Genomic DNA, 25,500 nt, shown 5'->3' with positions numbered 1-25,500 from the left:
CATTTTCTCATCCGCACCCCGCTCCCTCCGACGTGTCGGTCAGGGCAGCGGGAGCGGCTCCATCCACTGGTCGTCGGCCGTCAGGTCGATGCCGTACTCGCCGGCGAACCGCATGCGGGTCCCGGCCAGCACGCCGTCGACCGACTCGTCGAGGTCGTAGACCCGCGCGCCGCGCAGGCGGTTGCGCTCGGCCCCGCCCAGCCCGTACGTGCCGAACCCGGTGTTCCCCGCGTACCCGAGCAGCACGCCGTAGTAGTCGCCCGAGTAGGTGTTCACGTGGTCGTGGCCGCAGAACACGCCGCGGACGTCGCCCCGGTGCTGGATCGCCGAGAACATGCCGGAGTTGAACGGGCCCGGGCACTCGTCCTCGTTGCGCTCCCCCTCGATGCGGTGCCGGGCCCTGCCGCGCTCGTGGTCGGCGTCCGTGCGCCCGTCCACCGAGCCGAACCACATGAACCGGTACTCCCACAGGGGGATGTGGATGAACATGAGGGCCGGCACCACGTGGCCCGCGCGGCGCTCCACCTCCACCGACGTGTCGTAGTACCACTTCACCTGGTCCATGCGCAGCCAGTCCCAGTGGGGGTAGCCGTCGAAGTCCTGGCCCGCGAGGGTGTCGGGCGCGTACCGCCCGGAGTCGAGCAGCCAGATGTTGAACGCGGGACGCCCGCCCCGCCCCTCGATCAGCAGGTTCGAGTTGCCCTGCCCGGTGACGCCGCGCGCCGTCGGCCCGTTCACGTTGTAGCGGTAGGACCGGTAGAAGGCCAGCATGTCGGCCTCGTCCAGGCCGCTGTTCGGCGTCGAGTCCTCGTCGTGGTTGCCGAAGGTGATGGCCCACGGGACGGCGCGCTCCTCCATGGGCTGCACCACGTTGTTCATCGCCTGGTGCATCTCCAGCGGGGTGTCGCAGCCGCCCGTGATGTTGTCGCCGTTGAGGATCACGAGGTCCGGCCGCTCGTCGTCGAGCACCGCGCGCATGAGCTCCAGCGTGCGCCGGTCGATCTTCTCGTCGTCCTGCGTGTCGTTGAACTGGACGATCTTGAACTTGCCGTCCCGGCCGAACCGCAGCGACCGCTGCGGGTGCCGGCTCAGCTCGACGGCCTCCGCCGGGGCGGCGCCGCCGGCGGCCGCTACGGTCGCGACGCCCGCCGCGCCGAGGCTGCTCAGGGACAGGAAGGTCCGGCGGTCGACGCCGTCGGCAGTGTGCTCAGTCATGCCGACGACGATCGAGGGCCCCGCTGGCGGGCGCCCGACCGCAGGATGGACCCCCGGTGACGGTCTGCTGAACGCCTACCGCACGCGGCGCAGCGCCCGCGCGATCGCGTACACCACCAGGATCAGCACCACGAGGCCGGCGGTCGCGGCGATCTGCGGCCGGGCGGCGGCGTCGGACAGCATGAGGCCCACCACCGCGACGAGCGCCACGAGCGTGACCCACGACAGCCACGGGTAGCCCCAGGCGCGCAGGCGCAGGGTCTCGCCGCGCTCCGCCGCCGCGGCCTCCAGGCGCGGGCGCAGCCGGAGCTGCGAGACGACGACCAGCAGCCACACCACGAGCAGCGCCGAGCCGACGGCGTTGAGCAGCACCCCGAGCAGCGACTCCGGCAGCAGGTAGTTGAGCAGCACCGCGACGACGCCGAAGAACACCGAGACCAGCACCGCGACCCATGGGACGTCGCGGCGGGAGACGCGGGTCGCGAGCGCCGGGGCGTCACCGCGGCCGCCGAGCGAGAACAACATGCGGGACGTCGCGTACACGTTGGCGTTGAACGCGCTCAGCAGCGCGAGCACGACGACGACCTCCATGAGCCGCGCAGCGCCGTCGAACCCGGCCATCTCCAGCACGGACACGAACGGCGACTCCAGCCGGGCGGCGTCGGTCCACGGGATCAGGGCGACCATGATCGCCACCGAGCCGACGTAGAAGAACAGGATGCGCCACAGGATGGTGCGGGTGGCGCTCGCCACCGCCGACTGCGGGTCGCGCGCCTCCGCGGCCGCGATCGTGACGATCTCGATACCGCCGAACGCGAAGACGACGGTGAGCAGGCCGGCGGCGATGCCGGGCAGGCCGGCCGGGGCGAACCCGCCGTAGGACGCCCACTCCCCCAGCACGCTGCCGCTCACGGGCACGACGCCGACGACGATCAGCACGCCGAGCACGAGGAAGCCGACGATCGCCAGGACCTTGACGGTGGCGAACCAGAACTCGGCCTCCCCGAACTGGCGCACGCCCACCAGGTTGATCGCCCCGAACACCGCGACGACGGCGGCCGCGACCGCCCACTGCGGCACCGCCGGCCACCAGCCGTGCACGATCCCGGCGACGCCGGTCACCTCGACGCCGAGCACCATGACGATCGTGAACCAGTACAGCCAGCCCAGCAGGAAACCGGCCCAGCGGCCGAGGGCGGCCTCCGCGTAGACGGAGAACGAGCCGCTCGACGGGAGCGCCGACGCCATCTCGGCGAGCATCCGCATGACGAGCACCACGATCGCGCCCGCTATGGCGTAGCTCACGAGGACCGCCGGACCCGCGGCGGCGATGCCGAGGCCGGAGCCGAGGAACAGGCCCGCACCGATCGCGGAGCCCAGGCCCATCATGGTCAGGTGGCGTGTGCGCAGGCCATGGGCCAGTTGTTCGGGGCGCACGGCGGAGCCTGCGGGGTCGGTCTGGTGGTCGGTGGTGCTCACGACCGACCACGGTAACCCGGGCGGTGAGAGACTCGTGCCTGTGACCGAATCTGCACACACCCCCGTGCACACCCCCGAGGACGACGAGGACTACGGCCTCGAGAAGACGCTGAGCGAGGACCCCGAGCCGCTGCCGCACGTGGTCGTGGTGGGCGGCGGGTTCGCCGGCATGGCGGCGGTCCGGGCGCTGAAGGACGCGCCCGTGCGGATCACCCTGATCGACCGCCGCGTCTACAACACCTTCCAGCCGCTGCTCTACCAGGTCGCGACCGGCGGCCTGAACCCGGGCGACGTCACCTACTTCCTCCGCGGCCTGCGCCTCAAGCAGAAGAACGTGCACGTGGTCCACGAGCACCTGGTGGAGGCCGACCACGCCGCGAAGAAGATCCGCCTGCTCAACGACCACTGGATCAGCTACGACTACCTCGTGGTCACCGCGGGCGTCACCACCAACTTCTTCGGCACGCCGGGCGCCAAGGAGTTCGCGTTCCCGATGTACTCGCGCTCGCAGGCGATGCGGATCCGCGACAACCTCTTCATCCGCCTGGAGAAGGCCGCGAAGTCGAAGCGCGCCGACGACGGCCTGCGCGTCGTGGTCGTGGGCGGTGGCGCCACCGGGGTCGAGGTGGCGGGCGCGCTCGCCGAGCTGCGCACCGCGGGCCTCGCGCCCGCCTACCCGGAGATCCACGGCGACGCGTTCGAGGTCAAGGTGGTGCAGCGCGGCGGCGAGATCCTCAAGTCGTTCGCGCCCAAGCTGCGTTCGTACGCGACCCAGGAGCTGCGGCACCGCGGGGTCTCGCTGCACCTGGGCGCCGGGGTCGCGGCCGTGGAGCGCGAGGCCGTGGTGCTCACCGACGGCACCCGGATCCACGCCGACCTCACCGTCTGGTCCGCCGGGGTGCGCGTGCACGACGAGGTGGCCGACTGGGGCCTGCCGCAGGACGAGGGCGGCCGGATCAGGATCGGCGACGACATGCAGGTCGAGGGTCTGCCGGGCGTCTTCGCCGCGGGCGACATCGCGGTCTCGCCGTCGGACCTGCCGCAGCTCGCCCAGCCCGCGATCCAGGGCGGCCTGGTGGCGGGCCGGAACATCCGCGCCCTGCTCGACGGCGAGCCCCTGCAGGAGCTGCGCTACGTGGACAAGGGCACGATGGCGGTGATCGGCCGCCGCGCCGCGATCGCCGAGATCAACCTGCCCGGGGGCCGGCAGCTGCGGATCACCAAGGGCCTCGCGTGGATCGTGTGGCTGTTCGTGCACATCATGTCGCTCGTCGGTCCCCGCAACCGCGTCACGGTGCTCGCCGGCCTGGTGACGCGGTACGGGTTCCCGTTCCACCGGCGCCCCGTCCCGATCGTGGGCGACGTGCCGACCGTGCGGCCACCCCGGTCGGGGAGCCCGCGGCCTTGAGCACGCCGCCCGGACGCTGCCCACTGCTCGGACGTCACCCGCTCAGGTGACAGACTCGGCGCGCTGCCCGGCGAAACGGCGCGGTAGCCTCACTCCTGGCGCTCGGCCACAACGCCGTCGGCCAAGGAGAGACCCATGACCCCGGACGAGCTGCGCTCGGCACAAAAACTCACCATGGCGAACCCCGAGCGGTTGCGTCTGCTGGCCCGGCTGCTCACGCACCCCGCGGGCCGCTGCACCGCCGAGGACCTGGTGCTGCGCGCCGCGCCGGAGGACCCGCGCCCGGGCGGGCCAGGGCGTGGCGACCTGCCGCAGGGCGTCGCCGCCGCGCGGGCCGTCGCGGAGGTGGAGGAGCACCTCGAGGCGCTGGTCGCGGTGGGGCTGGTCGCCGTCGTCGGGCCCGTGCCCGCGGACGCGGCGCTCTACCGCGTGTCGTCCCGCGGGATCGCGCGGTTCGGGTCCGCGGCCCTCGCGGCCCCGCGGTACCCCGGCGAGGCGGCGCTCGACGCGCACGACCACGACGCGCTCCTCGACCGGCTGGCCGACACGCTCGCCGTCACCTTCGCCGCCAACGCGGGCGCCCGGACCGTGGACCGGCTGGTCCGGGAGTGCTACGCCGCGCTGCACAGGCAGGTGCGGTCGTCCGAGCAGGTGCCGGCGCTCACCGCGTGGCTCGCGACGGACCGGCTCGCCGCGATGGCCGAGGTGACGCACGGTTCGCCGCGGGACGTGCTGTTCGTCTGCGTGCACAACACCGGCCGGTCCCAGATCGCCGCAGCGGTCACGCGGCGCCTCGCGGGCGACCGCATCCGCGTGCGCACCGCGGGCACCCGGCCGGTGGCCGAGCCCGACACGATGACGGAGACGGTGCTCGCCCGCCGCGGCCTCGACGGGCTCATCGAGTTCCCGCGCGAGCTCACGGACGACATCGTGCGCACCTCCGGGGTGATCGTGACGATGGGCTGCGGCGACGCGTGTCCCGTCTTCCCCGGGCGCCGCTACCTCGACTGGCCCTTGGACGACCCGGCGGGCCGGCCCATCGAGGAGGTCGAGCGGATCGTCGACGACATCACCGCGCGGGTGCGGGCGCTCGTCGCGGAGATCGACGCGGCGGACGAGCCGGCGGCCGCCGCCGGGTTCGCGGTCGTGGCGGACGACGTCGTGGCGGACGACGTCGCGCTGTCCGGCGTCGCGCCGGCGGAGCCGCTGGCCGCCGACGGCACGTTCGGGGCCGAGCAGCAGCGCGGCTGGCTCCCCCGGCTCGCCCGACGGCCGTGGACCGTCGTCACGACAGCGCTCGGCGCCAGGGGTCAGCGGAAGGCGCGGTAGCCGGCCGGCTCGACCTCGGGCCCCCAGGTGTCCAGCGCCCAGGCCGCGGCGTCGCCGAACGCGGCCGCCAGGGCGGGGAGATCGTCGCGCAGGTTGAGCGCGCCCCAGCGCCAGCGGGACACCATGAGCTGCCGGTAGGACGGCGACCTGCCCGCGGGGCCGACCAGCTCGCGCCCTGCGACGGTGCTCCTCCACAGCCAGCCCGTGACGAGGACCAGGTAGATCGCGCACGCCTGCCGCACGGAGGTGGCCCAGCCAGGTTCGGACACGATGTCGGGCGCGTGCTCGGCCAGACCGGCAGTGAGCTCGTCGAGGAGCATGTCCGTGAGGCCGGGCGGCGGGTCGAACACGCACCAGCAGGTGGCGAAGGGCAGCAGCCCGTACGCGGCGACGAACGCGGCGTGCTGGACGTCGGTGCCCTCCAGGTCGAGGAAGCGCCAGCCGTCCGGGCCGAGCACGGCGTTGTCGGGACAGGTGTCCGTGGGCGAGACGATGGCGGCGGCACCGGGGGTGCGCAGGTGCTGGACCGCGGCGAGCTCGGCCTCGATCGCGACCCGGCGCGCCGCCGTGCCGGGCACCTCGAGCAGGCGGTCGAGCCCGGCCCGGAGGTCGGCGTCGGCGTCCCACGGCTCGGCGGCGGCCAGGCGGCCGCGCGCCTCGTCGACGCGACCGCGGGAGCCGCCGGTCGTGCGGCCGAGCGCGCGGGCCCAGGTCCGGGCGCCGTCCCACGCCGCATCGCGATCGTCACCGACGAGCAGGTCGGCAAGGGTGGGCAGGTCGCCGAGGTCGGACATGACGATCAGGTGGTGCTCAGGGTCCTGCGCGAGCAGGGTCGGGGTGCCCGGGCACAGGTCCAGGCCGACGGTCTCGCGGACGAACGCGCCGTCGTCGGACAGGAAGCGCTTGACGACCACCGTGGCCGGGGCGCCGTGCTCCGCCCCGTCGACCCGGCAGCGGAGCACCTGCGAGCGCGCGGAGCCGCCCAGGTCGACCGGGTCGGTCAGGCGGACGCCGCCCGGCGACGGGACGAGGGCGGTCCGGGCGAGGGCTGCCTCGGCCAGGGCGACGGTGTCGTTCACCGGGACAGTGTGTCCGCTGCTCACCGGGTCGGACCACACAATTCACAGGACTGTGGACAACATCTGTGGATAACTCCGCGCGGGTGCCGGTCGCCGGGAGTACGAGCTGTGGATAACCCGGTGGACAGCGCTGCGCAACTTATCCGGTGGGGAGTGTCGGTGGCTGGGTGCAAGGTAGTAGTTCGAAGCGTTCCTCGTGCGACGACCTCTCGAAGGGCTGGACCATGACCGAATCGACCCCCGCCGGAGCAGAGACCGATCGACCCGAGCCCGAGGGGGTGGGCGTCGTGAAGTCGGTGGTCCTCGACGTCCCCGACCTCGGCACCGAGGCCGACTTCTGGACGGCCCTGACCGGCGGGACCGTGAAGTTCACAGACCACGACTGGATCACCGTCACCACCCCCGACCAGTGGGACGTCGCGTTCCAGCTCGCCCCCGACCACGTCCCGCCGCAGTGGCCGGGACAGGAGCACCCCCAGCAGGCGCACATCGACCTGTACGTGCCCGACCTGGCCGCCGCGACCGCCCGGGCGGTGGAGCTCGGGGCCACCGTGCTCCGGGAGAACGAGCGGTGGATCACGCTGTCCGACCTCGCCGGGCACACCTTCGACCTGTGCCTCAAGGAGGAGTCCGACGGCGTGACCGTCATGGGTCCCACCTTCGACTGCGCGGACGCGTCCGCCCTCGCGCTGTTCTGGTCCCGGATCCTGGGCACCCCCGTGTCGTACGACGCGGACGGCGTCGCGATGCTCGGCGGCCCCCGGCCGCTGCTCTTCCAGTCGGTGGAGAACTACAACGCGCCGCAGTGGCCGGACCCGGCGCACCCGCAGCAGGTGCACCTGGACATCGGCGTGCCCGACCTCGACGCGGGCGAGGCCGCGGTGCTGTCGCTCGGGGCGACCCGGCTGCCGGGCGAGGGCTCGGGCTTCCGGGTGTTCGCCGACCCGGCGAACCACCCGTTCTGCCTGGTGCTCTGACCGGGAGGGTTAAGTTGCGGCTCCGAGAAGCGCAGGTCGATCCGCCGTGCCACGGTGGATGGCGGTAGTCGCGCGAACGGAGTCGGGATGCTCACGGTGCGAGGGACGGGCACGCAGCTCGCCCGCCGCTGCGCCACCGCGCTGGAGAAGCACGCGGGCCTTCGGGTCACCCGCGTGCCGCGCGCCCGCGACCGCGGGACAGGCACGGGCGGCGCGGCGACGGGCGGAGCGGGGACGAACGGAGCGGGCCGGCCCGGGAAGGGCCGGATCCGCCCGCCGCGGGACCCTGCCGACCGCCTGCTGGTGGCCCCGGTGTTCGTTCTCTCCGCACCCCGGTCCGGGTCGACGCTGCTGCGGGTGGTGCTGGACAGCCACTCCAAGGTGCACGCGCCCATCGAGACGCACGTCCGGCGGCTGTCCGTCGATCCCACGACGCCGCTCGCCCGCAGGGCGATGGAGGCCCTGGGGCACAACACCGCCGACGTCGAGCACATCCTCTGGGACCGGATCCTCCACCGGGAGCTGCTGCGCAGCGGCAAGGACGTCATCGTGGAGAAGACGCCCAGCAACGTGTTCGCCGCCGACCGGTTCGCGACCTGCTGGCCCGACGCGCGCTTCATCTTCCTGCTGCGCCATCCGGTGTCGATCGCCCGGTCGTGGCACGACGCCGACCCGGCGCGACGGCCCATGAACCGCGCCGTCCTGCACACGCTGAAGTACATGCGGGCGCTGGACGACGTCCGGCAGCGGCTCCCCGGGCTGACGGTGCGCTACGAGGACGTCACCGAGGACCCGGCAGCCGAGTTCCACCGGATCTGCGACTTCCTCGACCTGGCGTGGGAGCCGGGCATGATCGCCTACGGCGAGCAGGACCACGGCGACTTCCACAAGGGCGTCGGCGACTGGCGGGACAAGATCCGCAGCGGCACCGTCCAGCCCGGGCGCAGCATCCCGCGCCCCGATGCGATCCCGCGCGAGCTGCGCCCGATGTGCGAGAGCTGGGGGTACGTCGAGGCGAACGCCGCGAGCGGCGACTGACGCCGGGCGTGCACCGGCATCAGGCGTACCCGGGCCTCAGGCGTGCACCAGCGCCGGGCGCTCGGGATGATCGACCCGGACCAGCAGGTCCGGCACGCCCTGGATCTCCCGGTCGTACCGCTCGTACGCCGGGATCGCCCACGCCTCGTCGGGCGCTGTCCGACGCCGGAGCGTCGCGGGCTTGATCGCGAGGTGCACGGCGACGTCCACGTCGAGCCCGCGGCCGATCGCGAGCGCCCCGTCGAGCACCAGGACGGCGCCGGGACCAGCGGCGACGTACCCCGCCCGCGTGGCCCGGTCGGTGTCAGGGTCGCGCAGGCTGGGCAGGTACTCGCCCCGCTCGACGACGCGCGTCAGCACCTCGCGATTGAGCGCGGCGACGTCGAGCCAGCCGTCGAGCAGGCTGTCCGGGTCCTCCCGTCCGTGCTCGAGGCGCAGGGACCGCGGGCGGAGAAAGCCGCTCACCCCGACCCGCGCGACGGGCCGGCCGAGGGCCTCCAGCGGCGCGACGAGCGCGTCGGCCAGCCGGTCCGGGGCCGTGGACGGGTGCCCGTCCACGAGCAGCCGCACCGGGGTGCCGGTCGCGGCACCCCGGTCCAGCACCAGCTGGACGAGCCGCTCGACGAGGAGCGGCTCGCTCACGGGTTCGACACGTGCGCTCATCGTGCGGCGGGCGGGAGCCCTAACGCTCCGCCCGGCGGGAGCTGATCACGCCCGTGTCGAAGCCCGCCAGGTGCAGCCCGCCGTGGAACCGCGCGTGCTCGATCTTGACGCACCGGTCCATCACGACGTTCAGCCCGGCGGCCTCGGCCTTGCGCGCCACGTCCTCGTGCCAGGAGCCGAGCTGCAGCCAGAGGGTCTTCGCCCCGACCGCGATCGTCTCGTCCAGGACGGTCGGCAGGTCGTCGTGCCGCCGGAAGACGTCGACGAGGTCGGGCACGACGGGCAGGTCGGCCAGGCTCGGGTACACGGGGTGCCCCAGGATCTCCGTGGCCCGCGGGTTCACGAAGTACACGTCGTACGGGGACGAGGAGAGCAGGTAGGTCGCGACGAAGTAGCTCGCGCGCGCCGGGTTGGCGGACGCGCCGACGATCGCGATCGACGTCGTCGAGCGCAGGATCCGCAGGCGCTCCGGGGCGCTCGGGCCCTGCCAGGTCCGGGTGGCCTCGCTCATCGGTTCACTCCCGTCGCCTTGGTCAGTGCCTGGTCGAGGTCCCAGAGGATGTCCTCGACGTCCTCCAGGCCCACCGAGATACGGATGAGGTCCTCCGGCACCCCCGCCGCCTCGAGCTGCTCGGCACTCAGCTGCTGGTGGGTGGTCGACGCCGGGTGGATCACCAGGGTGCGCGCGTCGCCGACGTTCGCCAGGTGCGACGCGAGCTGCAGCGACTCGATGAACAGGCGGCCGGCCTCGCGGCCGTCGAGCACCACGTCGGCGTTCTCGGGGACCTGCAGGCCGAACGCGAAGACCGAGCCCGGTCCCAGCGGCAGGTACTTCTGCGCCCGCTCGTGGTGCGGGTGTGTGGGCAGGCCGGCCCAGAGCACGTAGGAGACGCGGGGGTCGGTGTCCAGCCACTCGGCCACGGCGCGGGCGTTCGCGAGGTGCGCGTCCAGGCGGTGCGGCAGGGTCTCGATGCCCTGGAGGAGCTGGAAGGCCGACTGCGCGGAGAGCGCCGGGCCGATGTCGCGGAGCTGCTCGGAGCGCAGCTTGGTGAGGAAGCCGTACTCGCCGAAGTTGCCCCACCAGCGCACGTCCCCGTAGGACGGCACGGGCTCGGTCATCTGCGGGAACTTGCCGTTGCCCCAGTCGAACCGCCCGGACTCGACGACGACGCCGCCCAGCGTCGTGCCGTGCCCGCCGAGGAACTTGGTCACGGAGTGGATCACGATGTCCGCGCCGTGCTCGATCGGCCGCACCAGGTACGGCGTCGCCAGCGTCGCGTCGACGACGAGCGGGATGCCCGCGGCGTGCGCCACCTCGGCGAGCCCCTCCAGGTCGGCGATCTCGCCGGACGGGTTGGCCACGACCTCGGTGTACAGCACCTTGGTCTCCGGTGTGATCGCGGCGGCGTAGTCCGCGGGGTCGGTGCCGGGCACGAACGTGGTCTCGACGCCGAACCGGCGCAGCGTCACGTCGAGCTGCGTCACCGTGCCGCCGTAGAGCTGCGCGGACGCGACCACGTGGTCCCCCGCCCCGACGAGCGCGGCGAAGGTGATGAACTCGGCCGACATGCCGGACGCCGTCGCGACCGCGCCGATGCCGCCCTCCAGCGAGGCGATGCGCTCCTCGAGCGCCGCCACCGTCGGGTTGCCGATGCGCGAGTAGATGTTGCCGTACTTCTGCAGCGCGAAGAGGTTCGCGGCGTCGTCCGTGTCCTGGAACACGAACGACGTGGTCTGGTAGATCGGCACCGCCCGCGCCCCGGTGGCCGCGTCGGGGATACCCCCGGCGTGGAGGGCCCGCGTGCGGAACCCGAAGGTGTGCTCGGTCATCGTCCTGCCTTCCTCTCCGCGACTCCTGCTGCCAGGACGGCGCGGATGTCCTCGACGGCCCACGGGTTCTGCAGCGACGTGACGTCGCCCAGCTCCTCGCCCTGCCACAGCTGCGCCAGGAGGCGCCGCATGATCTTTCCCGACCGCGTCTTCGGCAGCTCGGGCACCACGATCACGTGCCGCGGCTTCGCCACCGGGCCGATCTCGCGCGCGACCTGCGACCTCAGCTCGGCGGCCGCGGCGTCCGCCGCCTCCGGCGACGTCGTGCCCGCCCAACCTACGCCCACGCCGGACGGCACCACGAACGCGGCCACGGCCTGGCCGGTCACCGGGTCCGGCACGCCCGCGACGCCGGCCTCGCCGACGGTCGGGTGCGCCACCAGCGCGGACTCGATCTCGATGGTGGACAGCCGGTGCCCGGACACGTTCACGACGTCGTCCAGGCGGCCCAGCAGGTGCACGTTGCCGTGCTCGTCCAGCACCGCGCCGTCACCCGCCACGTAGTACGCGCCCGCCGGACCTCGGCCGGCGAACCGGCGCCAGTACGAGTCGAGGTAGCGCCGCGGGTCGCGCCACACGGTGCGCGCCATGCCCGGCCAGGGCCGGGTCACCACCAGGATGCCGGGCTCGCCGGGCCCGAGACGGTGGCCGTCGTCGTCCACCACGGCCACCTTGATCCCCGGGAGCGCGCGGGTGGCCGAGCCGGGGACCAGCGGCGTCACGCCCGGGAGCGGCGCCACCATGGCGGCCCCGGTCTCGGACTGCCACCACGTGTCGACGACGGGCAGCTCGCCGCGCCCGAACGTCGCCCGGAACCACTCCCACGCGGCGGGGTTGATCGCCTCGCCGACCGTGCCGAGGATGCGCAGCGACGACAGGTCGTAGGCGCCGCCGGCGCCGTCCCCGTCGAGCGCACCGCGTACCGGCAGCGTGTCGCCGAACCACGTCATGAAGGTTCGGATCAGCGTGGGGGCCGTGTAGTACACGGTGACGCCGTAGCGCTCGATGATCTCCAGGTGTCGCTCGCGGGATGGCGTGTCCGGCGTGCCCTCGTAGATGACCTGGGTGAGCCCGTTGGAGAGCGGTCCGTAGATCTCGTAGGTGTGCGCCGTGACCCAGGCCAGGTCGGCGGTGCACCAGTGCACGTCGTCGGGCTGCGCGTCGAAGTGCGCCCAGTGCGCCCAGCTCGCGTGCGTGAGGTACCCGCCCGACGTGTGGACCAGGCCCTTCGGCTTCCCGGTGGTGCCGCTGGTGTAGATGATGAAGAGCGGGTGCTCGGCGTCGAACGCCTGCGCCTCGTGCACCTCGGGCGCCGTGTCGACGACCTCGTGCCACCAGACGTCGCGGTCCGTCCGGGCGACGTCGGAGCCCGTGCGGCGGATCACCAGCACGTGCTCCACGTGGTCGAGCCCGGCCACGGCCTCGTCGGCGGTCGCCTTGACCGGCGTGGCGACGCCGCGGCGGAACTGCCCGTCGGTGGTGACCAGGAGCTTGGCGCCCGTGTCCGCGAGGCGGAAGCGCAGCGCCTCCGCGCTGAACCCGCCGAAGACCAAACTGTGCACGGCGCCGATCCGGGCGCAGGCGAGCGTCACGACCACGGTCTCGACCAGCACCGGCAGGTAGACCACCACACGGTCGCCGGGGCCGACGCCGAGGGCGGTCAGCGCGTGCGCCGCCTGCGCGACGCGGCGCTGCAGGTCGGCGTAGGTGACCGTGGTGCGGTCGCCGTTCTCGCCCTCCCAGTGCAGCGCGACCTGGGCGCCCCGGCCCGCGGCGACGTGCCGGTCCGCGCAGTTCACCGCGACGTTCAGCCGACCGCCCACGAACCAGGCGGCCTCCGGGACGGTGAGGTCGTCGGGGTCGGCGCCCGCGTCTCCGCCGCCGTCACCCCGCGGCTCCGGCGGCGACCACGTGTGCGCGGTGTGCCAGGGCGTGGTCCAGTCGAGGCGGCGGGCCGCCTCCGCCCAGAACGCGACCGGGTCCGCGGCGGCCCGGTCGTAGGCCTCGGCAGTGACGTTCGGCGCGGCGGTGACGTCCGGCGCGGCCACGACGTCCGGCGCGGCCGCGACGTCCGGCACGGCCCCGCGCGCCACCGTCACGTCCACCTCCGCAGCAGACGCCGCTCGGCCAGCCCGATCAGCGCGTCGGTCAGCTTGCCCAGCACCGCGAGCAGCACGATCGCGAGCAGGATGCGGTCCACCCGGCCGTTCTGCTGGGAGTCGTTGAGCAGGAACCCGAGGCCCATCGACGACGCGATGAGCTCGGCGGCCACGAGGAACAGCCATGACTGCGCGAGCGCGAGCCGGAGCCCGGCCACCAGCGAGGGCAGCACGGCGGGAAGCTGCACCGCCGACAGGAGCCGCAGCCCGCGCAGGCCGAACGCCCGGCCGGCCTCGACCAGGTGCGGGTCCACGTGCCGCAGGGCCGCCGCGACGGTCGTGTAGACGGGGAAGAACGCGCCGATCGCGATGAGCGTGATCTTCGACTCCTCGCCGATCTTGAGCCACAGGATCAGCAGCGGCACCCAGGCGAGCGAGGGCACGGCGCGGATCGCGCCGAGCGTCGGCGCAAGCAGCAGGTCGCCGAGCTTCGACAACCCCACGAGCGAGCCGATCGCCAGGCCCGCCGCGGCGCCCAGCGCGAACCCGATGAGCACGCGCTGCGTGGAGATCGCCACGTGGTGCCAGAGCTGGCCGCGCTGGACCAGGTCGACGGCGGCGTCCCACACGGCCACAGGGCCCGGGAGCTGGTACGGCGGGACGAGCCCGGCCGCCGTGGCGCCCCACCAGACCGCGAGGAGCACCACCGGCACGAGCAGCCCCAGCACGATCCGCCCGGCCCGGCCGGCGGCGCGCGCGGAGCGGGCGGACGGCGGCGCGGCGTCGACAGTGACCCCCCGGCCGACGCCGACCGCTCGTCGGTCAGCCATCCGAGGCCACCGCCTCCTGCGCGAACTCGGGGGCGAACAGCTCGTCCAGCGCGGTGTCGACGTCCTTCTGCGCGGCCACGTCGCCCGACTCGACGAAGATCGGGCCCACGACCGCCAGCACGTCGCGCTGCTTGTCGCCCGGGACGGGGTCGAGGTCGAGCACGGTGCGCTCCTCGATCACCGTGGACGCGACCTCGGGGTCGATCGAGGCGACCTCCGCCAGCAGCGCGGACAGCTCCTCCGGGTTCTCCAGCGCCCAGACGCGGGCCTGCTCGTAGGCGTCGACGACGGCCTGCGTGACGTCCGGGTGCTCGTCCACGAACTCCTCGCGCGCGTTGAGGAACCCGTACGTGTTGAAGTCGATGTTGCGGTAGATCAGCTTGTCGCCGGCCTCCGCCTCGGCCGCCGCCATGATCGGGTCCAGGCCCGACCACGCGTCGACGGAGCCGTTGTCGAGCGCGGCCCGGCCGTCGGCGTGCTGCAGGTTCTGCACCTCGACCTCGTCGAGCGGGATACCCGCCTCGTCCAGGGTCTGGAGCAGGAAGAAGTACGGGTCGGTGCCCTTGGTCGCCGCGACGGAGGCGCCCTCTAGGTCCGCGACGTCCTTGATCTTCGAGTCGCCGGGAACCACGATCGCGGACCACTCGGGCTGGCTGTAGATGTCGACCGTGCGGATCGGGGACCCGTTCGCGCGCGCCAGGAGCGCCGCGGACCCGGCCGTCGAGCCGAAGTCGATCGCCTCGGCACGGAGGTTCTCGTTCGCCGTGTTCGAGCCGTCCGACTGCACCCAGGTGACCTCGACGCCGTCGAGCTCCTCCTCCAGCCAGCCCTGCTCGCGGACCACGAGGCTGAGCGGGTTGTACGTCGCGAAGTCGATGTTCAGGGTGTCGGTGCTCCACTCGCCCGCGCCCTCGCCGCCGCCCGCGGCGGCCGACCCCTCGCCGGCCACGCAGCCGCTCATCGCCATCGCCGAGACGAGGGCCAGGCCGGACGCCAGGACGGTGTGCCTACGGTTACGCATGGGTTCTTCCTCTCGCTGCCCGACGGCGGTCGGCGGGCTGGGTGGTTCGGTGCGGTGGGTCTCGGAGCCGGCGGTGGGTCTCGGATCCGGCGGTGGTTCAGCGGTCGTGATGGGTCGGCACGCCGAGCCCGTCGAGCAGCTCCGCGCGGAGCTCGGCCAGGTCGCGCGCGGCGCGGTCCCGGGGCCGGTCGCCCGGCACATCGACGATGCGCGCGATGCTCGGCGCCCCGCCGCCGGACGCGGCGGCGCGGGCCGCCCCGCCGTCCGCCACCGTGCGCAGCAGCACCACGCGGTCGGCGAGGTAGAGCGCCTCCTCGACGTCGTGCGTGACCAGCACGATCGTCGCGGGCTGCGCCGCGTGGACGTCGAGCAGCAGGTCCTGCATGCGCAGCCGGGTCAGGGCGTCGAGCGCGCCGAAGGGTTCGTCGAGCAGCAGCACGCCGGGGTTGCGGGCCAGCGCCCGGGCGAGCGAGGCGCGCTGCGCCATGCCGCCCGACACCTGGCGCGGCCGCAGCCCGGCCGACGTCGCCAGCCCGACCAGGTCGAGCAGCCGCGCCACGCGCGCCCGTCCGGCGTCCTTCGCGGTGCCCGGCGGGAGGCCCAGCGCGACGTTCTGCGTGAGCGTGCGCCACGGCAGCAGGCGGGGCTCCTGGAAGGCGACGGCGGTGCGCGGGTCCGCCCCGACCACGGGCGCGCCGTCGATCGTGACGCTGCCCGACGTCGGCGCGTCCAGGCCGCTGACCTGGCGCAGCAGGGTCGACTTGCCGCAGCCGGACGGGCCGAGCACGGCGACGATCTCACCCGGCGCGACCTGGAGGTCGACGTCGCTCAGCACGGTGCGGCCGATGCGGTCGGCGCGCCCGGGCGCCGCGAACGTGCGCGAGACGCCGTCGAGGCGGACGGGGAGCGCCGGCGACGCGGCGGCGTCCGCCCGGCCGGCGGGCGAGGCCGTGGACAGGGCTGTGGACGGTGCGGTGGGAACCATGGGTGTCATCCCTTGCGATCGGTCCGTGCGGTGGGGCGGTCGCTGTGCACCGACATGGCCCGGAGCGGTCCGGGCGGCAGGCTCTGCGGGAGCGTCACATGCCGGCGCACTGCCGCATTCGACAGGACCTGCGGACGGAGGCAGCCGTCGTGGCGCGTCGTGACGTCATCCGGCTTTCCTCTCCCATGGGGCGTTCGGTCATCTTTTGTCAGGCAATGCCGATGAACCCCATAGAAGCGGATGATGCAACGCGGGCACCAGTACGTTCCATGATGTGAGACCAGGATATGGACCGGGCGGAAACCGGATGCGTTCGCATGCTCCTCGCTGTCAGCGATTTCCGGTGACGCCGCCAGGTGCCACGAGTACGTTGAGCCGGTGACCCACCCCTATCTCCGGTACCCCCACATCCATGGTGACCAGGTCGCGTTCGTGGCCGACGACGACGTCTGGCTCGCCCCCGTCTCCGGCGGCCGCGCCTGGCGCCTGACCAGCGACCACGTGCCCGCGACGACCCCCCGCTTCTCCCCCGACGGCGCGCGCCTCGCCTACGTGTCCCACAAGGACGGCCACCCCGAGGCCTACGTGGTCGAGCTGGCCGACGGCGCCACGCGACGCCTCACCTGGTTCGGCGGCACGACCACGACGGTCCTCGGCTGGGACGACGCCGGCCGGGTGCTCGTCTCGTCCAACGCCGGCTCGTACGAGCGCTCCCTCACCGTGGTGCGCGCGGTCGGCCTCGACGGCACCGTCGAGACCCCGCGCTACGGGGCGGCCTGGGGTGTCGCCGAGCACCAGGGTGCGGACGGCGGGCGCACGACCGCCCTCGTCTCGGCGGGCTACCGCACGCCCGCCTACTGGAAGCGGTACCGGGGCGGCACGGCCTCCGTGCTGTGGCTCGACCGGGGCACGGGCGAGTGGGAACGTCCCCTGCCCGACGACGAGGCCGGCACCTACGACCCGATCTGGGTCGGGGACGCGCTGGTGTTCACCTCCGACCGCGCGGCGACGTTCCCCGACCACGCCGACGAGCAGGCGAACCTCTGGGTCTGGGACGGCCTCGCGACCGGCACGCAGGCGGACGGGCCCCGGCTGCTCACCACCCAGACCGAGGCCGAGGGCTACGTCCGCGACGCGACGTCCGACGGCGCGCGCATCGTGTGGCACAGCCGCGGCGACCTCTGGCTGCTCGACGCGCTGGACGGCACCCCGCGCCGCCTGGACATCACCCTCACCGGCGCGCTCCCGGAGCCGTACTCGACGGACCCGGACGCGGCGGCACGGGGTGTCGACGGGCTCGCCGTCGACACGACCGGCGACGCGAGCGTCGTGGGCTGGCTCGGCACCGCGTTCTGGGTGACCCACCGCGCAGGGCCGGCCCGGGCACTCGTGGCCGACCCGTCCGTCCGCGTGCGGGAACCCGTGCTGCTCGGCGACACCGGCCGCGCCGTCGTCGTCACGGACGCGCCGCACGCGACCGCGGACGGCGAGAGCCGGGAGGACGCGCTGGAGGTGCACACGCTGCCCGGCACCGACGGGGTGGACCCGGATGCCGCACCGCAGCGCTTCGCGGCCGGCGAGCTCGGCCGGGTGCTGCACCTGGCCGCGAGCCCGGCCGGCGACAAGGTGGCGGCGATCTCGCACGACGGCCGGGTCAGCGTGGTCGCGCTGCCCGCCCCCGCGACCGACGGCGACGCCGCCGCGGACGAGCACGCCGCGGAGCCGGGCACCGTCGTCCCGCTCGGCCGGTCGGCGAACGGCGAGGCGGAGTCCCCGGCGTTCTCCCCGGACGGTCGGTACCTCGCCTGGTCCAGCCCGACCGGCACCGAGGGCGACCACCACCAGGTGCTCGTCGCCGACCTGCACGCGGAGACGCCGACGGCGACGCCGCTGACGTCGGGCCGGTTCCACGACTTCTCGCCGGCGTTCAGCGACGACGGCAAGTACGTCGTGTTCCTCTCGAACCGCACGTTCGACCCGTCCTACGACTCCCACGAGTTCGCCCTGTCGTTCAGCGCGGCGACCCGGCCGTGGCTCATCCCGCTGGCCGCGACCGAGCCGGCGCCGTTCGGCCCGAGCGCCGACGGCTGGCGCCTGAGCACCCCGGACGACAAGAAGTCCGGCCCGGACGACGCGGCGGCGGGCGACGGGAAGCCGGACGAGGACGCCCGCGGGGCCTCGCCCGACATCGACTTCGACGGCGCCGAGGAGCGTGTGGTGCCGTTCCCGGTGACGTCGGGACGCTATCGCGACCTGCTCGCGGCCAAGGGCGGTGTGCTCTGGGTGCACGAGACCGACGACGCGGGCGTGCTCGGCACGCGGCACGCCGGCGCCGAGGGGGAGCCGGTGCCCGACGTGCTCCAGTTCTGGTCCTTCGAGGCGCGCAAGGCCACGGACATCGCGGAGAAGGTGACCGCGTACGCGGTGTCGGGCGACGGCGAGCGGGTGGTGATCCGGTCCGGGTCGGGGCTCAGCGCGCAGTCGGCCACCAGCAAGCCCGGCGACGACGACCCGAGCGCCTTCGACATCGACCTGTCCCGTGTCCGCCACGAGGTGGACCCCCGCGCCCAGTGGCACCAGATGTTCGACGAGAACGCCCGCATCATGCGCGACCACTACTGGCGCGCGGACATGAACGGCGTCGACTGGGCCGGGACGGTGGCGCGCTGGCGCCCGCTGATCGACCGGGTCGCGACGCACGACGACCTGGAGGACGTGCTCTGGGAGACCGTCGCCGAGCTCAACACGTCGCACGCCTACGTGCGGTCGCCCCACGAGCGCGGCGACTCGTCCCGCAAGCTCGGGCTGCTCGGCGCGGACCTCACACGGACCGCCGAGGGCTGGCGGATCGACCGGGTGCTGCCGAGCGAGTCGTCCGACCCGGGAGCGCGCTCCCCGCTGCGCGCCGCGGGCGTCGACGCGCGGCCGGGCGACCTGATCGTCGCGGTGGACGGCCGGCCGGTGGACCCGGTGGCCGGCCCGGCGGCGAACCTGGTCGGCGCGGCCGACATCCCGGTCGAGCTGACCCTGCGGCGGACGGCGGCCCCGGCGGACGGCGGGACGGACGGCACGGCCGGCCCGGCCGCGAGCAGGGACCGGCGCGTCGTCGTCGTGCCGCTCGCCAACGAGTCCGACCTGCGCTACCAGGACTGGGTGCGGTCGCGCCGCGAGTACGTCGCCGAGAAGTCGGGCGGCCGGCTCGGCTACGTGCACGTCCCGGACATGGTGAGCACCGGGTGGGCCCAGCTCCACCGCGACCTGCGGCTCGCCGCGGACCGCGAGGGCATCGTCGTGGACGTGCGCTTCAACGGCGGCGGGCACACCTCGCAGCTCGTGATCGCCCGGCTCGCCGCGCGCGTCGCGGGCTGGGGGCTGAACCGGCACTACGACCGACCCAACTCCTACCCGGACCGCGCGCCGCGCGGCCCGGTCGTGCTCGTCACCAACGAGTACGCGGGGTCCGACGGCGACATCGTGAACGCGGCCGCGCAGGCGCTCGGCGTCGGTCCGGTCGTCGGTGTGCGCACCTGGGGCGGCGTGATCGGCATCGACGGCCGCTTCGATCTCGTGGACGGCACCGGGATCACCCAGCCGCGGTACGGGCTGTGGCTCGAGGGCAAGGGCTTCGACGTCGAGAACTACGGCGTGGACCCCGACATCGAGGTGCGGCACACCCCGGCGGACTACTTCTCCGACGTGGACCCGCAGCTCGAGGCGGGCATGGCCGAGGCGTTCCGGCTGCTGGAGGAGACCCCGGCGGCCGCTGCCCCGGCCCTGCCGGAGCCGCGGGTGCGCCCCCGCTCGTGACGCGTGCCGCCCGGCCCGGTCGCGAGGGCGCGCCGCTCAGCGGCGCGTCGCCTGCACGAACGTGATCGGGCCGTAGCGGTGCTCCACGTGCGCCACCTCGCGGACGTCGGCGAACCCGGCGTCCGCGAGGAGGCGGAGCAGGCCGCCCTCCAGGTTCCGGGCGGTGTGCGGGTTCCCGGCGACGGCGGCGTGCCCGCGGCCGTGCCCCCGCACCCGGCCGTACGCGCCCGTGCTGCCGGGGCCGCGCCGGGGTCCGCGGCCCTGGCCGTGCTCAGCGCCGTGCTCGTGCCCGTGCTCGGCGCCGGAGCCGTCCGCACTGCCGAAGTCGACGATCGTCACCCGCCCGCCCGGCCGGAGCGCGCGGAACGCCTCGTGCCCGAACTGCACCCGCGCGTCGTCGGGCACATGGTGCAGGGCGAGGGCGGAGACCACGTGGTCGAGCGAGCCGTCGTCGACGGGGAGCCGGTCGGCGAAGCCCTGGACGAGCGTGAGCGGGACGCGGCGGCGGGCGGCCTTGCGGGCCGCGATGCGCAGCGCCGCGGCGTCCGGGTCCAGGCCGGTGACCCGCGCGGCCGGCTGCGCGCGCAGCACGGCGAGCGAGAGGTTCGCGGTGCCGCAGCCGAGGTCCAGCACGGACTCGCCCGGGGCGACGTCCGCGAGCGCCGCCGCGCGGTCGTGCAGGGGCCGCACGCGGGAGAACCGGGTGAACGTGTCGTAGAGCGGGAGCAGCCAGGGCCGGCCCATGCCGGGCAGGAACTCGCGCCCGCGTTCCTCCGGGGTGCGGTGGTCGAGGATCCGCACGGTGCTGTCGTTCATCCGGGTGCCTTCCGTCGTGGTGCCCGCGCCCGTGACGCGCCGGGGCGGCCGTGCCGGCCGCTCGTCCAGCATCGGACATCCTGCGGGCCGCGGACAGGACGGAAGTCGGTGCCGATCGCACGATCCTCGGTCGGGCCGTGCGATCAGAACACGGCGGGCGCGCGTCCGGCACGGCGGGCGGAACGTCGGTAGCGTCGGGGGCGTCGCGACGGAGGGGGACGCATGGCACGGGAGCGCAGCGGCTCGGCATTGACGGTGGTGATCGCGTTCGGCGCCAACTTCGCGGTGGCGGCGGCCAAGTCGGTCGCGGCGGTGCTGACGGGTTCGGCCTCGATGGTGGCCGAGGCCGCCCACTCCTGGGCCGACACCGGCAACGAGGTGTTCCTGCTGGTCGCCGAGCGCAAGGCGGCGCGTCCGCCGGACCAGGACCGGCCGCTCGGCTACGGCCGCGAGGCGTACGTGTGGTCGATGCTGGCCGCGCTCGGCCTCTTCGTCGCGGGCGGCGTGGTGTCGGTCTACCACGGCATCCACGCGTTCGGTCAGGCCGAGGAGGCCACCGACTACGGCGTCGGCTACGCGGTGCTTGCCGTGGCCTTCCTCCTGGAAGGCTTCTCGTTCGTGCAGGCCTACCGGCGCACCCGGGCCGAGGCGCGCACGCTCGGCCGGGACCTGCTCGACCACGCGCTGGGCACGTCCGACCCGACCCTGCGCGCGGTGCTCGCCGAGGACTCGGCGGCCCTGGTCGGCCTGGTGATCGCGGCGGGCGGCATGGTGCTGCACCAGGTCACCGGCGACGCGCGGTACGACGCGGCCGGCTCGGTGCTCGTGGGGCTGCTCCTGTGCGTGGTGGCGTGGGTGCTCTTCGACCGCAACCGGCGGTTCCTCACCGGCGAGGTGGCCGACGAGCAGATCCACCAGGCGGTCCGGGCACGGGTCGAGGCGCTGCCCGGCGTGGACCACGTGGGCTACCTCCGGCTCGAGTTCGTCGGTCCCCGGCAGCTCCTGCTGGTCGCGAGCATCGACCTGCCGGGCGACGACTCCGAGTCCCACGTCGCCGTGCGCCTGCGCGCCCTGGAGCGGCAGCTCGAACGCGCGCCGCAGATCGTCGACGCCGTGCTCACGCTCGCGGTCCCGGGCGACCGGTGAGGTGCGACCGGTGATGGCGCCCCGGCCCGCGGGCGACGCCCCGCCCCCGCTGCGCACCCCGTCGAGCGTCCGCACGGTGCGCCCGGACGGCACCCCGGTGTACCGGTACCAGCCGCGCCTCGGCATGCCGCCGGTGAACGTCGACCTGCACGACGGCGCGGACGAGCACCCGCACCTCCCGCCCGAGCACCGGCACGCCCACGACTTCTACGTGCTGGTGCTCATCGAGCGCGGCTCCGGGCCGGAGGGCGGCGTCCCGCACGACGGCGACCTGTACGCCGTCCCGCCCGGCCGGACGATCGACTCCGGGACGGTCCGGGGCTTCGCCGGCGCGCGGGCCTGGACGCTGGCGTTCACGCCCGACGCCGTCCCCTCGCTCGCCTCCGTCTCGCCGCTGGCCTGGGCGCACCACCCGCTCCTGGCGCTGTTCGAGGCCGAACCCGCGGGGCCGGGGCCGGGGCCGGCCGACCGTCCGCCGGCTCCGACCACGAACGTCCCGGCGGGCGAGCGCCCGCGCTGGTCGGCGTGGCTGACGGAGCTGGCGGAGGAGCTGGCGGCACCGGGCCGGCTCGGCGCGCGGGACGCGGCGTCCGCCCTGCTGACGCGGATCCTCATCGCGGCGGGACGCCTGGCGCCGGCGGCCCCCGCGCCGCCCAACCCGCTCGTGACGCGCGTCTTCGACGAGATCGAGGCGACGTTCCGGGACCCGGTCTCCGCGGCCGACGTCGCCCGCGCGCTGGGCTACACGCCCGGCTACCTGACCACGGCGGTCCGCGAGCGCACGGGGCGCACCCTGCTGGAGTGGATCACCGAGCGCCGCATGACCGAGGTGCGCCGGATGCTGCGGGACACCGACCTGCCGCTCGCCGTCGTTGCCGCACGCACGGGACTGCGCGACGCCACGTACCTGGTCCGCCGGTTCAAGGACCGGTACGGGATCACGCCGGACCGGTGGCGACGGAACGAACGGTCCTGGACTCGTGCGTGAGTTCAGGACTGCCATCGGCTAGTTTTGGGGCACGCATCGGCACGACTGATGTGTGCCACTCGTCGAACGGAGCCCTCACCATGTCTCGCAACCGCGCCCTCCTCACGGTCACCGCGGCCTCGGCTGCCCTGCTGGCCCTGACCGCCTGCGGCAGCTCGGACGAGTCGGGTGGCGCGGGCGACGAGCTCGGGCTGTCCGGGGGCAAGCTGGTCGTCGCGACCGAGGGCACGTACCGGCCGTTCAGCTACCACGACGAGACGGACGAACTGGTCGGGTACGACGTCGAGGTCGCCGAGGCGGTCGCCGAGAACCTGGGCGTGGAGGTCGAGTTCCAGGAGACCCAGTGGGACGCGATCTTCGCAGGCCTGGACGCGGGCCGCTTCGACACCATCGCGAACCAGGTGACGATCACCCCGGAGCGCGAGGCCGACTACGTCTTCTCGACGCCGTACACCGTGTCGACCGGTGTGCTCGTGGTGGCCGCGGACAACAACGACATCACCAGCTTCGCCGACCTGGACGGCAAGACCAGCGCCCAGTCGCTCACGAGCAACTGGAACGACCTCGCCAAGGAGAGCGGCGCCACGGTCGAGGCCGTCGAGGGCTGGGCGCAGGCCGTGGCGCTGCTGGAGCAGGGCCGCGTGGACGCCACGATCAACGACAGCCTCACCTACCTCGACTACGCGAACACCGAGGACGCCTCCGGCATCAAGGTCGCCGCGGAGACGGACGAGCAGTCGCAGTCGGCCTTCGTGGTGACGCCGGAGAACGAGGCGCTCGCCACGGCGATCGACGGCGCCCTGGAGGACCTGCGCGCCGACGGTACGCTCGCGGAGCTCGGCGAGAAGTACTTCGGCGAGGACGTCTCGGAGTGACGTACCGCGTGACGCTCCCCGCCGGGCACCGCTGACGGCGCCGAGAGGGAGACATGGACTGGCAGCTCGTCGCCGACTCGTTCTGGCCGCTCCTGCAGGGCGGCCTCACCGGCACCATCCCGCTCGCCCTGGCGTCGTTCGCGATCGGGCTGGTGCTCGCCCTGCTCGTGGCGCTGCTGCGGCTCTCGCCGAACCCGGTGCTGTCGTGGATCGGCCGGGCGTACGTCTCGGTGATCCGCGGCACCCCGCTGCTGGTGCAGCTGTTCGTGATCTTCTACGGCATGCCGGAGATCGGTATCCGCCTGGACCCGTGGCCGAGCGCCATCATCGCGTTCTCCCTGAACGTGGGCGGCTACGCGGCCGAGGTGGTGCGTGCGGCGATCCTGTCCGTGCCCAAGGGCCAGTGGGAGGCGGCCTGGACCGTGGGCATGTCGCCGGTCCGGTCGCTGGGCCGGATCATCCTGCCGCAGGCCGCGCGGGTGTCGGTGCCGCCGCTGTCGAACACCTTCATCTCGCTGGTCAAGGACACGTCGCTCGCGTCGCTCATCCTGGTGACCGAGATGTTCCGCAAGGCGCAGGAGATCGCGGCGTTCTCGAGCGAGTTCCTCACCATCTACATCGAGGCGGCCTTCATCTACTGGTTGTTCTGCACGGTGCTGTCCGCGGGGCAGAACGCGCTCGAGAAGAGGCTGGACCGGTATGTCGCACACTGAGGACCGCCCCGCCGGCACCCTGCTGACCGCCCGGGGCATCGAGAAGTCGTTCGGCACCAACCACGTGCTGCGCGGCGTCGACCTGGACGTGCGGCGCGGCGAGGTGGTCGCGCTGATCGGCGCCTCCGGCAGCGGCAAGACGACGGTGCTCCGCTCGCTCAACGGCCTGGAGACGCCCGACGCCGGGGTGCTGGAGTTCGACGGCGGCCCCGCCGTCGACTTCGGCGCCCAGGCCGCGGCCCTCGGACGCCGGACGGGCGCCGTCGACGTGCTGGCCGATGACGCGCGGGCGGACGAGGCCCCGATCGAGGACGCGCCGGCGGACGACGTGCCGGCCGACGAGACCGCGGCCGAGGGATCCGCGACCGACGACGTCGCGGCCGACCGGGCCGCCGCCCGGTCCGGGTGGTCGGTGCGCCGCGCCGCGCGCCGTCAGGCCAAGGCCGACCGGGCCGCCCTGCGCGACCGCTCCGCGATGGTGTTCCAGCACCACAACCTGTTCCCGCACCGCACGGTGCTGGAGAACGTGATCGAGGGCCCCACCCAGGTGCAGCGCGTCCCGCGGGAGACCGCGGTCGCCCGGGCCGAGGAGCTGCTGGCCCGGGTCGGGCTGGCCGAGAAGCGCGACGCGTACCCGCACGAGCTGTCCGGCGGCCAGCAGCAGCGCGTCGGCATCGTGCGCGCGCTCGCGCTCCAGCCGGACCTGCTGCTGTTCGACGAGCCGACGTCGGCCCTCGACCCCGAGCTCGTGGGCGAGGTGCTGACGGTGATGAAGGAGCTCGCCGAGGAGGGCTGGACCATGGTGGTGGTCACCCACGAGCTGCAGTTCGCGCGCCAGGTCGCGTCCCAGGTGCTGTTCCTCGACGGCGGCGTGGTGGTCGAGCGCGGCGCGCCCGCGCAGATCTTCACGAAGCCGGCCGAGGAGCGCACCCGCCAGTTCCTCAACCGGGTCCTGCACCCCCTGGACTGACCGGACCGACGCCTCGGACGGACGGGCCGCCCCTGCGATGTTCCCCCTCCCCTTTGAGGCCCGGGTTTCTTCGCTTTGAGCAACCTCAAAGCGAAGAAACCCGGGCCTCGAAGGGGATGAGAGGGGCGCCTTCTAGGTGTAGTTCCCCGTGAGGTTGTGAACGCGTTGAGCTGGGGTCTGGCCGCCGATGCCGGTGTGTGGTCGGTGATGGTTGTAGTGGTGTAGCCATGTG

At 73.8% G+C, this 25,500-nt stretch carries 22 protein-coding genes; 10 read left to right on the top strand and 12 right to left on the bottom strand.

Annotated elements, in window-relative coordinates; translation table 11 throughout:
- Window positions 1-39: 39 nt before the first annotated feature.
- Both ACZ7LE_RS28025 and ACZ7LE_RS28020 read right to left on the bottom strand, forming a co-directional pair.
- Window positions 40-1,215, bottom strand: a complete 1,176-nt coding sequence (locus ACZ7LE_RS28025; RefSeq protein ID WP_470406482.1) for a metallophosphoesterase family protein — start codon at window positions 1,213-1,215, stop codon at window positions 40-42.
- Window positions 1,216-1,290: 75 nt separating this feature from the next.
- On the bottom strand, window positions 1,291-2,694 hold the full coding sequence (locus tag ACZ7LE_RS28020; protein WP_470406481.1) for an amino acid permease: 1,404 nt from the start codon (window positions 2,692-2,694) through the stop codon (window positions 1,291-1,293).
- A gap of 40 nt (window positions 2,695-2,734) precedes the next feature.
- Between ACZ7LE_RS28020 and ACZ7LE_RS28015 the strand changes: the two genes are divergently transcribed.
- Both ACZ7LE_RS28015 and ACZ7LE_RS28010 read left to right on the top strand, forming a co-directional pair.
- On the top strand, window positions 2,735-4,102 hold the full coding sequence (locus tag ACZ7LE_RS28015) for an NAD(P)/FAD-dependent oxidoreductase (protein ID WP_470406480.1): 1,368 nt from the start codon (window positions 2,735-2,737) through the stop codon (window positions 4,100-4,102).
- 135 nt (window positions 4,103-4,237) lie between these two features.
- A complete protein-coding gene (locus ACZ7LE_RS28010; protein WP_470406479.1) occupies window positions 4,238-5,431 on the top strand; it encodes an arsenate-mycothiol transferase ArsC in 1,194 nt (397 codons plus the stop codon).
- Here the strand turns inward: ACZ7LE_RS28010 and ACZ7LE_RS28005 are convergent.
- Window positions 5,413-6,510, bottom strand: a complete 1,098-nt coding sequence (locus ACZ7LE_RS28005) for a hypothetical protein (RefSeq protein ID WP_470406478.1) — start codon at window positions 6,508-6,510, stop codon at window positions 5,413-5,415. The genes ACZ7LE_RS28010 and ACZ7LE_RS28005 overlap by 19 nt on opposite strands.
- Window positions 6,511-6,734: 224 nt before the next feature.
- Between ACZ7LE_RS28005 and ACZ7LE_RS28000 the strand changes: the two genes are divergently transcribed.
- Together ACZ7LE_RS28000 and ACZ7LE_RS27995 are read left to right on the top strand one after the other, a co-directional pair.
- Window positions 6,735-7,487 carry a VOC family protein gene (locus ACZ7LE_RS28000; RefSeq protein WP_470406477.1) on the top strand — a complete coding sequence of 251 codons (753 nt, stop codon included), beginning with the start codon at window positions 6,735-6,737 and terminating at the stop codon, window positions 7,485-7,487.
- An 87-nt stretch (window positions 7,488-7,574) separates the two neighbouring features.
- Window positions 7,575-8,525 carry a sulfotransferase family protein gene (locus tag ACZ7LE_RS27995; protein WP_470406476.1) on the top strand — a complete coding sequence of 317 codons (951 nt, stop codon included), beginning with the start codon at window positions 7,575-7,577 and terminating at the stop codon, window positions 8,523-8,525.
- 36 nt (window positions 8,526-8,561) lie between these two features.
- On the opposite strand, the gene ACZ7LE_RS27990 is transcribed toward ACZ7LE_RS27995, so the two are convergent.
- The 7 genes from ACZ7LE_RS27990 to ACZ7LE_RS27960 all read right to left on the bottom strand — a co-directional run bounded on the left by ACZ7LE_RS27990 (window position 8,562) and on the right by ACZ7LE_RS27960 (window position 15,953).
- On the bottom strand, window positions 8,562-9,167 hold the full coding sequence (locus tag ACZ7LE_RS27990; RefSeq protein WP_470406475.1) for a nucleoside/nucleotide kinase family protein: 606 nt from the start codon (window positions 9,165-9,167) through the stop codon (window positions 8,562-8,564).
- Window positions 9,168-9,207: 40 nt separating this feature from the next.
- Window positions 9,208-9,699, bottom strand: a complete 492-nt coding sequence (locus ACZ7LE_RS27985) for a CoA-binding protein (RefSeq protein ID WP_470406474.1) — start codon at window positions 9,697-9,699, stop codon at window positions 9,208-9,210.
- On the bottom strand, window positions 9,696-11,018 hold the full coding sequence (locus ACZ7LE_RS27980) for an O-acetylhomoserine aminocarboxypropyltransferase/cysteine synthase family protein (protein WP_470406473.1): 1,323 nt from the start codon (window positions 11,016-11,018) through the stop codon (window positions 9,696-9,698). The genes ACZ7LE_RS27985 and ACZ7LE_RS27980 overlap by 4 nt, the downstream gene beginning before the upstream one ends.
- A complete protein-coding gene (gene acs, locus ACZ7LE_RS27975; RefSeq protein WP_470406563.1) occupies window positions 11,015-13,111 on the bottom strand; it encodes an acetate--CoA ligase in 2,097 nt (698 codons plus the stop codon). The genes ACZ7LE_RS27980 and acs overlap by 4 nt, the downstream gene beginning before the upstream one ends.
- A gap of 2 nt (window positions 13,112-13,113) precedes the next feature.
- Window positions 13,114-13,947 carry an ABC transporter permease gene (locus tag ACZ7LE_RS27970; RefSeq protein ID WP_470406472.1) on the bottom strand — a complete coding sequence of 278 codons (834 nt, stop codon included), beginning with the start codon at window positions 13,945-13,947 and terminating at the stop codon, window positions 13,114-13,116.
- On the bottom strand, window positions 13,940-14,968 hold the full coding sequence (locus ACZ7LE_RS27965) for an aliphatic sulfonate ABC transporter substrate-binding protein (protein WP_470406471.1): 1,029 nt from the start codon (window positions 14,966-14,968) through the stop codon (window positions 13,940-13,942). The genes ACZ7LE_RS27970 and ACZ7LE_RS27965 overlap by 8 nt, the downstream gene beginning before the upstream one ends.
- A gap of 97 nt (window positions 14,969-15,065) precedes the next feature.
- Window positions 15,066-15,953, bottom strand: coding sequence for an ABC transporter ATP-binding protein (locus ACZ7LE_RS27960; RefSeq protein WP_470406470.1), 888 nt, complete (start codon window positions 15,951-15,953; stop codon window positions 15,066-15,068).
- A 378-nt stretch (window positions 15,954-16,331) separates the two neighbouring features.
- Between ACZ7LE_RS27960 and ACZ7LE_RS27955 the strand changes: the two genes are divergently transcribed.
- Window positions 16,332-19,760: a S41 family peptidase gene (locus ACZ7LE_RS27955; protein ID WP_470406469.1), complete on the top strand. Its 3,429-nt coding sequence runs from the start codon at window positions 16,332-16,334 to the stop codon at window positions 19,758-19,760.
- Window positions 19,761-19,796: 36 nt separating this feature from the next.
- Here the strand turns inward: ACZ7LE_RS27955 and ACZ7LE_RS27950 are convergent, their stop codons facing one another.
- Window positions 19,797-20,648, bottom strand: coding sequence for a class I SAM-dependent methyltransferase (locus ACZ7LE_RS27950; protein WP_470406468.1), 852 nt, complete (start codon window positions 20,646-20,648; stop codon window positions 19,797-19,799).
- 150 nt (window positions 20,649-20,798) lie between these two features.
- Here ACZ7LE_RS27950 and ACZ7LE_RS27945 point away from each other — a divergent pair, with 150 nt between their 5' ends.
- The 5 genes from ACZ7LE_RS27945 to ACZ7LE_RS27925 all read left to right on the top strand — a co-directional run bounded on the left by ACZ7LE_RS27945 (window position 20,799) and on the right by ACZ7LE_RS27925 (window position 25,268).
- On the top strand, window positions 20,799-21,722 hold the full coding sequence (locus tag ACZ7LE_RS27945; protein ID WP_470406467.1) for a cation diffusion facilitator family transporter: 924 nt from the start codon (window positions 20,799-20,801) through the stop codon (window positions 21,720-21,722).
- Between the two features lie 13 nt (window positions 21,723-21,735).
- Window positions 21,736-22,710, top strand: a complete 975-nt coding sequence (locus ACZ7LE_RS27940) for a helix-turn-helix transcriptional regulator (protein ID WP_470406562.1) — start codon at window positions 21,736-21,738, stop codon at window positions 22,708-22,710.
- Window positions 22,711-22,790: 80 nt separating this feature from the next.
- On the top strand, window positions 22,791-23,585 hold the full coding sequence (locus ACZ7LE_RS27935) for an amino acid ABC transporter substrate-binding protein (RefSeq protein ID WP_470406466.1): 795 nt from the start codon (window positions 22,791-22,793) through the stop codon (window positions 23,583-23,585).
- 53 nt (window positions 23,586-23,638) lie between these two features.
- The gene (locus tag ACZ7LE_RS27930; protein WP_470406465.1) at window positions 23,639-24,298 is read left to right on the top strand and encodes an amino acid ABC transporter permease; all 660 of its coding nucleotides are present in this window, start codon (window positions 23,639-23,641) and stop codon (window positions 24,296-24,298) included.
- Complete coding sequence (locus ACZ7LE_RS27925) at window positions 24,285-25,268, top strand: amino acid ABC transporter ATP-binding protein (RefSeq protein ID WP_470406464.1); 984 nt, start codon at window positions 24,285-24,287, stop codon at window positions 25,266-25,268. The genes ACZ7LE_RS27930 and ACZ7LE_RS27925 overlap by 14 nt, the downstream gene beginning before the upstream one ends.
- Before the next feature lie 132 nt (window positions 25,269-25,400).
- Here the strand turns inward: ACZ7LE_RS27925 and ACZ7LE_RS27920 are convergent.
- A partial coding sequence (locus ACZ7LE_RS27920; protein WP_470406561.1) for an integrase core domain-containing protein occupies window positions 25,401-25,500 on the bottom strand: 100 nt, incomplete at its 5' end.

The sequence above is a fragment of the Promicromonospora sp. NPDC110617 genome, assembly GCF_055598465.1.
This window is presented reverse-complemented; position numbering and strand designations above follow the sequence as displayed.

Excerpts from the sequence above, each read along its gene's own strand:
- ACZ7LE_RS28025 (WP_470406482.1), bottom strand. The coding sequence starts at position 1,215 with ATGACTGAGCACACTGCCGACGGCGTCGACCGCCGGACCTTCCTGTCC.
- ACZ7LE_RS28010 (WP_470406479.1), top strand. The coding sequence starts at position 4,238 with ATGACCCCGGACGAGCTGCGCTCGGCACAAAAACTCACCATGGCGAAC.
- ACZ7LE_RS28000 (WP_470406477.1), top strand. The coding sequence starts at position 6,735 with ATGACCGAATCGACCCCCGCCGGAGCAGAGACCGATCGACCCGAGCCC.
- ACZ7LE_RS27995 (WP_470406476.1), top strand. The coding sequence starts at position 7,575 with ATGCTCACGGTGCGAGGGACGGGCACGCAGCTCGCCCGCCGCTGCGCC.
- ACZ7LE_RS27985 (WP_470406474.1), bottom strand. The coding sequence starts at position 9,699 with ATGAGCGAGGCCACCCGGACCTGGCAGGGCCCGAGCGCCCCGGAGCGC.
- ACZ7LE_RS27980 (WP_470406473.1), bottom strand. The coding sequence starts at position 11,018 with ATGACCGAGCACACCTTCGGGTTCCGCACGCGGGCCCTCCACGCCGGG.
- ACZ7LE_RS27970 (WP_470406472.1), bottom strand. The coding sequence starts at position 13,947 with ATGGCTGACCGACGAGCGGTCGGCGTCGGCCGGGGGGTCACTGTCGAC.
- ACZ7LE_RS27965 (WP_470406471.1), bottom strand. The coding sequence starts at position 14,968 with ATGCGTAACCGTAGGCACACCGTCCTGGCGTCCGGCCTGGCCCTCGTC.
- ACZ7LE_RS27960 (WP_470406470.1), bottom strand. The coding sequence starts at position 15,953 with ATGGTTCCCACCGCACCGTCCACAGCCCTGTCCACGGCCTCGCCCGCC.
- ACZ7LE_RS27950 (WP_470406468.1), bottom strand. The coding sequence starts at position 20,648 with ATGCTGGACGAGCGGCCGGCACGGCCGCCCCGGCGCGTCACGGGCGCG.
- ACZ7LE_RS27945 (WP_470406467.1), top strand. The coding sequence starts at position 20,799 with ATGGCACGGGAGCGCAGCGGCTCGGCATTGACGGTGGTGATCGCGTTC.
- ACZ7LE_RS27940 (WP_470406562.1), top strand. The coding sequence starts at position 21,736 with ATGGCGCCCCGGCCCGCGGGCGACGCCCCGCCCCCGCTGCGCACCCCG.
- ACZ7LE_RS27935 (WP_470406466.1), top strand. The coding sequence starts at position 22,791 with ATGTCTCGCAACCGCGCCCTCCTCACGGTCACCGCGGCCTCGGCTGCC.
- ACZ7LE_RS27930 (WP_470406465.1), top strand. The coding sequence starts at position 23,639 with ATGGACTGGCAGCTCGTCGCCGACTCGTTCTGGCCGCTCCTGCAGGGC.
- ACZ7LE_RS27925 (WP_470406464.1), top strand. The coding sequence starts at position 24,285 with ATGTCGCACACTGAGGACCGCCCCGCCGGCACCCTGCTGACCGCCCGG.